This window comes from Pseudoalteromonas sp. SA25 (genome assembly GCF_011378705.1).
GTDB classification, from domain to species: Bacteria; Pseudomonadota; Gammaproteobacteria; order Enterobacterales; family Alteromonadaceae; genus Pseudoalteromonas; species Pseudoalteromonas arctica.
This window is the reverse complement of the sequence record NZ_WTKV01000028.1, coordinates 1-12239: the sequence shown is the minus strand read 5'-3', so window position 1 is coordinate 12239 and position 12239 is coordinate 1. Positions and strand designations below refer to the sequence as shown.

Below are 12239 nucleotides of genomic sequence, written 5' to 3'. Positions count from 1 at the left end.
GTTTTTTTACTTTTAAAACCGTGGTTTAATTTTTTTCATAAAAAATTAAAATAAACTATAAAAACGACGCAAATTTTTCTAAGTAGAAACTACTTAATGATGAGCCCATAAAAAGGGTATAAGGCAACTAAACCGTTTAATTGCATTCAAAAAAAGACAAGGAAAAGTTAAAATGACTTATAGATACACATCTACTTTAGACATGATCACTTTATTAGAAGAAGTACAGAAAATCATCCGTGATAACGATTACAAAATCAATAAGCTTATGCTTACTAAAGATACCCCCAACTTCAAAGGGTTATGGTCCATTGTTGAACCGCAAGTTTTTGCAAATAAGCAACTTAACTATCGAGGGGTTAAAGTGCTTATGTATAAGCTGATGACATGCTTAGTTCGAGATGCTCATCAGCAAGTACAATCCTATCCAGAATACGACGATGAGTTCTTTGGTGAATACAAGGAGGAATACGGTGATGAACCTGAAGAACATTTCGATGAAGAGCGTTTTATGCGTGAAGTGCGAAAGTTTGTAAAGGAGCGCGAAAAAGAATAAAACAGGATAAATAGAAGTTATTTTGCATATAAAATAACTGCCTAATCATTACTCCTAAAATATACCATGAGTCATCATTTGCAGACTCGTTACTTAAATTTTATTTGAGTAGCTTTTTAGAAAACATTACTTGGGGGGCGTGATGCAAATGTAGCGTCTTGTTATGACTTCACAAAAGGGTGGGTTCATTAACTATGTAGGGTAAGGCTTTTATTAGAATTAGGACAAATTGTAAAGGGGAGTAGACTAACGTCTGCTCCCCTTTGCGCGTTTGGGTGTAGTGGCATAGCTAATAAATTGCTAGGGTTAACAAAAAGGGGATTAGCTCTAAACCAATCTGAGGCTAATTCACTGCTTGATAATTTTGATTCATCTATGTTCATATTTTGTGTCCTTCATGAGTATTCTAAATAAAGTTTGAATGCTTCCCTAAATCCAAATGTTCTCTAAGCATTTAGAGTTCATCATATCGTTAATCTCTATAAATTTTAGATATGCTTTTCCTTTTTTTAATGATTTATCGTTGATACCAAGATTCGAATTTTGGTAAGTAATGGGCGTGACATTTATATAGTGAAAGCTATCAAGTCTAATTAAAACCTTGTTTAAGCTGTCGTTACTAATTTTTGAGTTGAGCTTTTTTGATATGAGTTCATGAAGCGGAGTTAGTTCAATATAGGCGGTCTCCATATTTGTAAAGTGAACCTCTAAATTATCTTCACCATAATATTGATACACGAGTTCATTTGTACTGCAAATAAAAACAATTCCTTCACCTGCATTGATTTGATCCAAAATATTAAACAATCCTAATGCCACTTTAATATCAATAGGCTTCAAATTGGGATTTGAAATCACGTTATTGGTAAAAGATTCAAAGCTATCGCGAGCTTTGTCAAAAGAAAATCCTTTCTCACCGTTATTATTTTTAGTGTACTTTTGCAGTAGTGGCCTATGTATATAGATTTTACTATTTTTGAGATGCTTTTGAGTGAGCTTAGTATTTTGATGCTTATTCTTTAAAACAATGGGGTTATCTTCTGAGCCTGGTTTTAAATTAACTTCTTCCATATAAAGTCCATTTCAACGTTATCGTCTATATATTGCTATAATATTCATTATAAAACAAATACTTATTTTTTTTACGTTTGTTTTTTTAAATAAAAAAGAAAATTTTTTTTTATTTACTTTAAGTTCAATGGTTTATGCCGTTTTATGTTTGGTTTTGTCGCGTGATCTAAAAAGTTTTTAGACAGTTACTATGTACTCGTTGATTAACAATAACTAGGTACATAGCATGAACACAACCCCTCAATTAAAACGTATTGTGGCACACTTTGCCACTGAATTATTAGAAGAGTTCGACGTAGAAGAGCTTTGGCAAGATAAGCTATTTAAAAAGGCTTTATGTAACATTTCTGGTTTTAGCTATACGAATTTACATGGTTTAGATGTTGATGATTTGATAACCCGATTAGATCATTTAGCAATCAACACAATACCTAAAACGTTACAAAAAAATGTGCATATATTTTGTAACGCGTTTGGACTGCCAAAAACGCTTACTCCTTTAGTTATTTTTTCGTGCTGTATGACGCTCAGTAAACCATTACGCGAACTTGTAGAATACTTACGTGACGATTACGCGGGCGTTATTTTAGAAAAAATAGCTTACGTTCTTGATATTGATGAAGCACTACTTAATAAGCAAATTAGTTTGGTTATTGAATCTGGCATGTATTCAATGGATATGGAGATATTTGCTGGAGAAGATGAGTTTTTAATTTTACCAAACGCAATTGCTAAAAGCCTTCTCGAGGGTAAGTTAAATAGTGAAAGTGATATTTTATCTAACTTGGTCACTCCTTGTGAAGCTTCTGAACTTAGCGCTTCTGATTTATCTCACTTAGATTTAAATACTTTGCTTAAAGCTACGCAAAATGCGACTAAGACGGGTGGGCAAGCATTGAGTATTTTATTTTATGGTGTGCCAGGTTCGGGCAAAACTTCATTGGCTAAATATATAGCGCAAGCCTGTGGTTCGCAATTGCTTAAGGTGCAAGCTAAAGGCAGTAACTTAATAAACCCAACAAACGAGATCGATAGCCGAAGCGCAAGCTCTGAGCTGCGTTTAGAGCACTTTAATGTGGTGAGTAAGTTGGTAGGCAAGCGTAAAAAAACAATGCTGTTACTGGATGAATGTGAAAATATTTTCGAGCGTGATTTATTCTCTAAAAGCTTTTCAAAAGAGTTACTTCATACCTATATTGAAAATCATCCTGTAGTGAGTATTTGGATCACAAATCATCTAGAAGATTTACCACAGAGCGTTATTAGGCGGTTTAATATTGTTTACGAAATTCCTGAGCTAAACAAAGCAACTAAAGAAAAAATGATAGGTAAATATGTTAAAGGCTTGAGTGTTGGTAACAGTTTTGTAAGTCAGTTAGCTGCTCAAAAGAATTTGCTGCCAGCTCATATTGCTAAAGCAGTACATGTAGCGAGGTTATGTGGGTTTAAAGCTCAAGAAGCACGTGAATGTATTGAAGAGAATATTCAAGATACTTTAACTGCATGCGGCTTTTCGGCTCACGAATTAACTTATCAAGCAGCGCAAAAGTTTAATCCTAAAATGATAAATATAGAGTCAGAATATGCATCACTCGAGCAGGTCGAAGAGGCTGTAATTGAGTATTCGAGTTCACGAACCCTGCTAACTGGCCCGCCAGGCACAGGTAAAACAGCCTTTGTAAATTACTTATGCGAAAAAGCTGATTTTAAACTTATATCTGTTAAAGCATCTGACTTATTAAGCAAGTGGGTTGGCGAAAGTGAGCAAAATATCGCTCAACTATTTAAACAAGCTACACAAGAAGGAAGTGCAATATTTATTGATGAGGCGGATAGCTTGCTATGCAGTCGCGAACAAGCGACGGCAAATTGGGAAGTGCAAACAGTTAATGAATTACTATGTCATATGGAGCAATTTCAACTCCCACTTTTTGCAGCAACTAACTTTGCTAAAAATTTAGATAAAGCGGTAATGAGGCGATTTGATTTTAATTTAAATTTAACCTATTTGACTCCGGTACAGGCTAAGCAATTATTTAAAGATACATTAGGCCCAGGAGTGTTAAATAAGCACTTAATGCATGAGTTATTCAAGCTTACAAAGCTCACACCAGGTGACTTCGCGATTGTAAAAAGGCAAATGAAGTTTTCAAAAAAGCGAATGACTCAAGAGCGAATGTTATCGATTTTACAAGAACGAAACGATTTAAAGAAAGGTGAGAAGCAAAAAATTGGATTTGTTTGAAAGTTAAAGAGCTGAGATGTAATGTACTGAACTTAATATAAAATATAAAGAGGTGAGGATGAGGTTTTCAAAACTAGCAAAAGAGAGCTTAGGTTGTTATGTATATTGCTTAATAGACCCTATTAATGATGAAATTTTCTATATAGGTAAAGCGTCTAAAAATAATAGGGCGTTTGATCACTTAAAAGAAATAGGAAAGGAATCAGCTAAGGCTGATCGTATTTCAGATATAAGAGCAGCAGATGAAGAGCCTCGGGTTGAAATTTTAAGATATGGCTTAGATGAAAGCACTGCATTTGAAGTGGAAGCAGCGATAATTGATACAATCGGTTTGGAAAACCTGACAAATGAAGTCAGAGGGCACGGCATTAAAAAAGGGCGTTCTACTATTGAAGAGATAGAAAGGTTATTTTCATCTGAGCCACTTTATGTAGGTGATATTAAAGAAAGATGTATTCTTTTTTATATAAATAAAACTTACTCACCAACTTTAAGTGAAACTGAGCTGTATGACATGACTAGACAATTTTGGCATATGGTCTCTAAAGAAACTAGGGAATCAGGAGAGTATAAAACTGCATTAGCTATCGTTGATGGCGTGGTTGTTCGAGTTTACTCGATAGAAGCTTGGTTCCCTGCAGGATCAACTCTTTCATCTAGAAATTATGGTGGAAAACCAGATAAATGGGAATTTGTTGGTCAAGGTCTGAATGGTCATGAATTATACGGACGCCGTTTAGTTGATTCAAACAGCCAACCAATAGTGTCCATGCAGAAAGGTTATAGTTATTTACCAACTAAATGATATGACATGATTTCACATCGTCATTTATCTATTTTAGAGCTTGTGCCCAAAGCGCCAAGTTCTATCTCAACCCAGCTGCTACAGCAAAAACTGCTTGAACAAAGCTTTGATATTTCAACCCGCATGCTCCAGCGTGATCTTCAATCACTATATGATCAAGGCTGTTTTGGGCTTGAAAAAGATATGCGTAGTAAGCCTTATGGTTGGTCTATTAATGCACTGTGGCGAAGTGGTAACGCAAAAGTAATGAGCATTGAAGTAGCGGAACATTATTTGTTGCTGGAGCAATTACTACCGCAATCAGTCCCGAGTGACGTTAAGCAGTCAGTGCATATTAAAGCAGAGCAGGCGTTAAAGCGTGTTAATGGCCATCTGCCTGAGTGGCTCTTAACTCTGCCTAAACCTTCCTTAAAAGTGAATGTTGATACTCAGTTAGTTGCGCAAATTGAGCATTCGATTAAGCATAAGCGTGCAGTGAGTGCTGAGCTCTATAGGGTGCTTTATGATGAGGCACATTGGTTAAAGTTTGCTGAATTAAGCTTTTATAACTTAGTTGAGCAAGGTGGCGTGTTAATGGCGCAGTTTATGGTGGGGTCGCTTCACAATAAATGTTACCAGATGCCGGTTTACCGCATTCGTAATGTACACATTTTGCAAAAGACACGACGTGAGCCAAGTGCTGAGCAATTAAAGTCGTTACGTAGTGCTATTAACAAAGGAATGTCGCAAGAAGCTATAGAATTAGTAATAAAAGTACCTACCCATTCGGCGATTAATCAAGAGTTTATTGAGCTTGGCGAGTTGATTGACAAGCAAAAGGTTGATGATAAAAATGTATTAGTTACCTACCAAACTATTGATACCGAGCAATTGAGCGATGAGTTATTTAAATGTGCTCATTGGCTCGAGGTTATTAAACCTGAAAAGCTGCGACAAAGAATTGTTAGCAAGCTTAAAGCGGCTACAGCAAACTACCTTTAATTGATTTAAAGCTTAGGTGCGTCAAAAATTGACGCACGTGTTTGCTATGCTCCTTTTAAAGTTAAGGAGTAGTTATGTTTCAATTAATTCAGCAAAATGATGGTTTATCGATTGGCGTATTTGGTATTGGTGGGTGTGGCTGTAATACGCTTAACAGTATTTTTGAACAACGCGAGTCTGATCAGGCGCACTTGTATAGTGTTAATACCGACAAAGTAGTGCTTGAGCATACGCAAAGTGATGAAGCTGTGCTTATAGGGGCTGAGTTAACTCATGGTTATGGGGCCGGCGCCGATCCTAAAGTTGGGCTGCAAGCGGCGGAAGAAAGTAAAGATCAGCTTTTAACGTTAATTAATGGCTGCGATATAATACTGTGTGCAACAGGGTTGGGTGGCGGTACTGGGACTGGCGCTAGCCCTTACATTGCGCAACTTGCTAGTGAACAAGGTAAACCCATTATTTTTGTTGCTACATTGCCATTTAGTAGTGAAGGGCAGTTTAGAAATAATATAGCGCAAGCAGGTTTAAATGAGCTTAAAGAGCATGCTAATGCTGTTATTACGCTCCCAAACGATCAACTTATTGAAGTGCTAGGTAACGATATAGGATTATTCGATGCGTTTAAACACTCAAACCAAATACTTCACTCACTGATCAAGTCACTAATCGATATGCTGTGCTTTCAAGGCCTAATAAACGTTGATTTAAATGATTTTGCCAAAATTATGGACTGCCAAGGCGATGCGGTATTAGGTGTTGGTAAATGCAATGAAGAAAGTGAGCTTACTACTGCACTCAATGGGGCACTTAATAACCCGTTAGTTAACCAGGTCGATATGTCATCAAGTACGGGGGTAATTATACAAGTAAATTGTAAAGATGAGATTTCTTTAGGAAGTTATAATCTAATTACAGATACTGTGCGCCAGCAGGTAAGTCCTAATGCTTTGGTTATTTGTGGTGTTTCAAAAATTGAAAACTTAGCAACCAATTATGAGCTATTAGTTATTGCTACGGGCGCGAGTTCAAAAATGGTCGTTGATAAAACTCAAAGTGATTCAAGTCCTGACATCGCGACCAGTAAACCAAAGCCATCTGATATTTTTGATATCCCTGCTTTTATAAGAAATCAATCTGCACCACCTAGTAAAAGCGCTTTATAGGGTTTGCAAGCAAAGACAGCGGTATATAGCTATGTGTAAGCACAACCACAGGACGATTTAGATAGAAATTTATTAGCTTTGTTATAACCTATATAAATAAAGGCTTTGCGGATATTTATATTGATTAAGATCAACAAAGCAATAGGAAAAGATAGGCATAATTCGCGGCTGTAATTTACACCCAAAAATAAAATGATGCGTTACGAATGTGTGTTACGATTTAATGAAAAACAGTGGTTTTTTATTAAACTAAAGTTGTTTTAAAATCAGTCTAATTGCATCTATTTTTATTTTATCTATATGTTTTGTATCGACTTTAATTGGAAAAGCAAAAAGTGGCTCTACTCATAAATAGCAAATGCATTAACTGCGATATGTGTGACCCAGAGTGCCCTAATGAGGCTATCTATATGGGCGCTAAAATATACCGAATAGATGCTAGTAAATGTACTGAGTGTGTAGGGCATTATGATAAACCTACTTGTGTAAGTGTTTGCCCTATTGACTGTATAAAGCCCGATCCTAATAAGCGTGAAAGTTTAGATGAGCTGGCTGATAAATTTGTGTTGTTAACTAACTTATAACTTGTTTAGGTATTTTGCTAAGCCGCTTTTTACTATTGGCTAAAAACTATCTACATTACTTATTTAGCTTGTAGCTAAAGTCCGCTGTCATGCATTTTTAGTTTCAATCAAATTTTATTACCTTCATTAATTATCAATTATATTGTGTTACCTTAAGGCTTTATAAACTCAAGTATTAATCTAAGTTTTAGATTGCATTCTATAGGAGTCTATTTTGCATATAGGTATTAACGCTATTCAGGCTGTATCTTCAAAACAAGCAATATTTATTAATGATGAGTGCCGAGTATTTGTAATTGGCGATCTTGATGGTGATTTACCTGCCTTAAAAAGCGCACTTAATAACGTAAATTTTAACCCTGAAAGAGATACTTTGTTTTGTCTAGGCGATTTTGTTGATCGCGGGGATAAAACATATGACTTATTTACATACTTACAAGCCATTAGGGCATGTATGATATTAGGTAATCATGAGCATTTAATGTTGGAATCATTATTAAGTAATGATGAAGCGGCTTTTAAATTATGGACTGACAATGGTGGCAATTGGCACAAGTCGGTATCGAGTGAAAAGCTCGATATTATGTGCGATGAGTTACTAACTAAACCGCTTTCAATAGTACTTGAGTATCGTGGTTATAAAATTGGGTTGTCTCATACATTTGCACAATCGTGGGATTGGGAAAATTACCCTGATGATAAATCGGTGATTGTGCAATCTCTATTGTGGGATCGCGAAGTAGTTAAACAAAATAAGGTAGTTAAAAGTCATGGAGTCGACTTTTCAATACATGGACATAACTCAACTAAAGCACCTTTCTGGGTGGGTAATAGCTATCATATAGATACCAATTATTATGGTGGAAAGCCGACATTACTCGAGCTTTCAGAGGTTATTGCTACGCTTGATTAACCAAGCGCTATTTAGCAATTGTTACTTCTTTCAAATATCATCCGGCAGTTTTGCTTTTTAAAGTATAAACTGCTGACTACCTCATCTAATTATCCCCTTCGTTTTTTGTATACACTTTATGATGATTTTTGCACTGTAATCATTTCATTAAGCTATTAAATACCACAAGGCCGCTCTTAGTTTGTTAATTGAGAGCGGATTTGATGTGTGGGCTGGGTTTTAACTTTCATTTAATAGGTATAAATACAGTTAAAAGAGACGTTTATTTAATTTAATATTGTTGGTTAACAAACGGTTAAGTTTGGCTGTGTAGAATTGGGAACAATTTTTGCCATTACGTGAATAATTTGCGTAAAAGGACTAACTTCTCGCTTTAGTTTTATGAGCAGATTTAAATGGAACAGCCTCTCACATGATAGTAGCAAGCATATACCCTTTTCCTTTTTCAACGTTTTGTAAGTCATCACTTTATGTATCAATTTTTTCTGCTTTGGGTTCTACGTGTGCTTTTGCAGCGCAAGAAAACGAAAACTCGCAGCACACAAAATATATAGAAGTAATAGAAGTACGTGGTATCCGTTCAAGCATGGCCGAAAACTTAGATGTAAAACGCATGTCTGGCTCAGTGGTTGATGCAATTACCGCGGAAGACATTGGAAAATTCCCTGATAAAAACGTAGCAGACTCTCTTCAGCGCGTACCCGGTGTGGTAATTGAGCGTGACGGTGGGGAAGGTTCGTCAGTCAGTATTCGTGGTTTGTCGTCGGCGCTAACTTTTACACAGCTTAATGGTAATTTTATTGCGTCTTCCCCGGGTGAACCTTCGCGTTCATTTGATTATGCTTTGTTACCGTCTTCGATGATTGAAAGTGTAGAGGTTTATAAATCGCCAGAGGCACGCTTAGATGAAGGAGGGGTTGGTGGTACTGTATTAATGCATAGCCGAAAGCCTTTGAGTATGGATGCAAACTCAGGTGTATTTAATGTAGAGAGCACTTACGCTGATGTTACAAAAGAGTACGAACCGCAGTTTACGGGCTTATATTCATGGAAAAACGACGACGAAGACTTTGGTGTATTAGTTGGCTATACCTATCAGGAGCGAACAAACAGAACGCTTTCGGGCGGAACTGATGCAAATGTATGGCGCTATGCGGGCGGTGGGAAACCTACAGATATAAACAGTAACGCAGTTGATAACAATAACGGCTGGGATACTATTAATGATGCAAACGGTAATAGTTACGATGGTGTTTGGTTTCCACAAGTTGTGCGAGGTTCAGTTCTTAACGAAAAACGTGAGCGCGAAGGAATTCAATTTAGTACGCAATGGCGACCAACAAATCGTTTAGAGCTAGGATTTAATTACTTTGGCTTTACACTCGGCCAAGACAGAACTGAATCTGTGATTGATATACCTGAGTGGTCTTTAAATTCTGATTTTTTAACTGATGTAAATCTTGATGAGTCGAGAACTATTGTTACTGGTATGCAATACGATGCAATGGCAAGCGGTATTGAAAGTGATATGCAGTTTCCGTGGATGCGCGGCAGTTATGTACGTGAAGAATCCACCTCCGATACCTTTGATTTTAATTTAACTTATGAAGGCGATAATTTTAAAGCGCGTTTTGTCGTGGGTAATACAAAATCAGAAGGAGGACCAGAAGAAAGTTGGGAAGCTGCATATAAAAGTTCAAACGCGGTCGAAAACGCCATTGCTATTCAAAATGCTGCTCAAACGGCTGGCTGGTCACTCAATCAAAATAATGTATCACTTAATATTGACCCTAATGCACTAGCTAACTTGCAAAGTGGAATTGGAGGCGGTCGTGATTCGGGCTCTTCAAACTCAAGTTTTGTACGCAGTGAGTTAGAAGAAGATTATTACCAAGCTGATGTGGATCTTTATGTTGATTGGGGCTTTTTAAAAACAATTAGAACCGGTGTTAAATACCGTAACTCCACGCTTCATCGTGAAACTGGCAATACATTCTTTTTAGATCCTAATTTTGATATTGCTGCGGGCGAAGCAAGCGAGCAAGGTATTACGCGTTTCGACAGCTACCAATGGAATGGTGGAATGCCATTAGCTCAAAATGTATTTACTAGTGAGAGTAATATTGTTGGTGGTTTTGATATAAACCAAATGCCAAGTATCGACTGGGATAAATATCGCGATATGGTCACTGCTAGCTATGTACCTTATACACGTATTGAAGATAACTTTGTTTACGACATTGAAGAGAAAATATCTGCTTTTTATATTCAAGGCGATTTTGAGTTTAGTGAAGTAAGAGGTAATTTGGGCGTGCGTGTTGTGCAAACAAAAACACTTACTTCATCTACTGACTTATATACCTACCAATTAGATCACACAAATGACGAAACAGGCGAGCCAGTAACTGGTGACGCACGCTTTGTAGAAGACTATCAATTAGTCACTCAGCAAAACGAAGACACTCAAATACTACCAAGCTTTAATATAGCGTGGGATGCAACTGACGATTTAGTTATTCGTGGGGCAATAGCAAAAGTAATGTCTCGTCCTGATTACAGCGATTTAGGTGCGCAGCAGCGTATTACGTTTGTATCGGATGAATGGGCAAATGATAGAGCTGCATTTAATGAACAGCCAGGTTTTAGCGGCAGTGGTGGTAATAAAAACTTGAAGCCATTTGAATCGGTGCAAGCTGATTTATCTATTGAGTATTATTATGCAAAGGGTTCTGCGGTTGGATTGGCACTTTTTCATAAGGAAGTAGATAACTTTGTTGTGCCACTGGTAATTGATGTAGAGCAAAACTTTGCCGGTAAAAATAATATAGTAGATGCAGGAACCATTAATATAGCTCCGTACAGTACTGTAGGTAATGGTACCGATGCAGTATCTAAAGGCGCGGAAGTATTTATCCAGCATGCGTTTGTTAATGGTTTTGGTTTTTATGCAAACTACACCTATAACAAAACCAATAAAGCAGATGTAACAGTAAATGGTGAAGAGTTTGGTCAGTCGGCATTAATAGGCAGTGCAAAGTATCAGTACAACACCTCTGTTTATTATGAAGGTGACGCTTTTAATGTGCGCGCTTCATATAACAAACGAGGGGAGACAGTATTAGGCATTAATAGTGGGTTAAATGTATATCAAGATCCATACGAACAGGTTGATGTTAATGCATCGGTTAATTTGTATGAAGGGCTAAGCTTAACAGCTGCTGTTATTAATTTAACTAAGTCGGAATCGGTAACGCGTTTAGGTGATGATACAGATGCACGATTACTTAATTCAAGCTATTCAGGGCGACGCTATTACGCAGGCTTTAATTATAGTTTTTAATTAACGGCATACGTAATACTTTATTAAACGCCAACTAAAAACTGTAGTTGGCTTAGCCTAACGCACCTAATATTGTAGTTTTATGTATGCACATAGTTTAACTGCTCATATGTTGGTGGTTTAATAGGCAAAAAAAGCCCTGCAGCCCTTTATTTGTATAGCTTTCATACTAAATTCATTTAATTATCAAAAAGCTGAAATAAAACATTGACCCCCGCTCGAATCTCCCTATAATGCGACCCCACTGAGACGGGAAACGCCAACGCATAGCGAGGCACGAACTACTCAGAGAGTTAAATAAAACTTCGGTTTTGAATCTTCTAAAAAGAAAGTTTAAAACTAAGTGTTGACTCGAAAAATAAAGGGTGTATTATTCGCATCCCTTGAGGCGCTAAAGCGACTCAAAACGTTCTTTAACAATATAAAGCAATCATCTGTGTGGGCACTCGTACAGATTGAGTTCTAACAGCCAACCTGCTTAGGTAGTGAGGCAAACAAATTAGAGTCTCAATTGAAAGCTGAGTGACCAACAGAATAGTTATTTCGGTAATTATTCGGCACAGTCAATTCAATATCGAAAG

9 protein-coding genes are annotated in these 12239 nt (G+C 36.9%); 8 read left to right on the top strand and 1 reads right to left on the bottom strand.

Translation table 11 applies throughout. The annotated features are described in order from the left end of the window. Positions 1 to 172 precede the first annotated feature (172 nt). Complete coding sequence (locus GQR45_RS18530) at positions 173 to 556, top strand: hypothetical protein (protein ID WP_240920280.1); 384 nt, start codon at positions 173 to 175, stop codon at positions 554 to 556. Positions 557 to 985: 429 nt separating this feature from the next. Here GQR45_RS18530 and GQR45_RS18525 read toward each other — a convergent pair whose 3' ends face one another. Next, positions 986 to 1627: a hypothetical protein gene (locus GQR45_RS18525; protein ID WP_165726700.1), complete on the bottom strand. Its 642-nt coding sequence runs from the start codon at positions 1625 to 1627 to the stop codon at positions 986 to 988. A 226-nt stretch (positions 1628 to 1853) separates the two neighbouring features. Here GQR45_RS18525 and GQR45_RS18520 point away from each other — a divergent pair, with 226 nt between their 5' ends. From GQR45_RS18520 to GQR45_RS18490, 7 genes are all read left to right on the top strand, one after another. After that, positions 1854 to 3872 (top strand): AAA family ATPase, encoded by a 2019-nt coding sequence (locus GQR45_RS18520; protein ID WP_165726699.1) that lies wholly within the window; start codon positions 1854 to 1856, stop codon positions 3870 to 3872. Positions 3873 to 3930: 58 nt separating this feature from the next. Further along, complete coding sequence (locus GQR45_RS18515) at positions 3931 to 4677, top strand: hypothetical protein (RefSeq protein ID WP_165726698.1); 747 nt, start codon at positions 3931 to 3933, stop codon at positions 4675 to 4677. A gap of 6 nt (positions 4678 to 4683) precedes the next feature. Then, the gene (locus tag GQR45_RS18510; protein ID WP_165726697.1) at positions 4684 to 5658 is read left to right on the top strand and encodes a WYL domain-containing protein; all 975 of its coding nucleotides are present in this window, start codon (positions 4684 to 4686) and stop codon (positions 5656 to 5658) included. A 74-nt stretch (positions 5659 to 5732) separates the two neighbouring features. Continuing rightward, positions 5733 to 6821, top strand: a complete 1089-nt coding sequence (locus tag GQR45_RS18505; protein ID WP_165726696.1) for a cell division protein FtsZ — start codon at positions 5733 to 5735, stop codon at positions 6819 to 6821. Positions 6822 to 7156: 335 nt separating this feature from the next. Then, entirely contained in the window at positions 7157 to 7405 is a 249-nt protein-coding gene (locus tag GQR45_RS18500; protein WP_165726734.1) for a YfhL family 4Fe-4S dicluster ferredoxin, read from the top strand. Positions 7406 to 7619: 214 nt separating this feature from the next. Further along, entirely contained in the window at positions 7620 to 8318 is a 699-nt protein-coding gene (locus tag GQR45_RS18495; protein WP_165726695.1) for a metallophosphoesterase, read from the top strand. Between the two features lie 412 nt (positions 8319 to 8730). Next, positions 8731 to 11658, top strand: a complete 2928-nt coding sequence (locus tag GQR45_RS18490; RefSeq protein WP_165726694.1) for a TonB-dependent receptor — start codon at positions 8731 to 8733, stop codon at positions 11656 to 11658. Positions 11659 to 12239 lie beyond the last annotated feature (581 nt).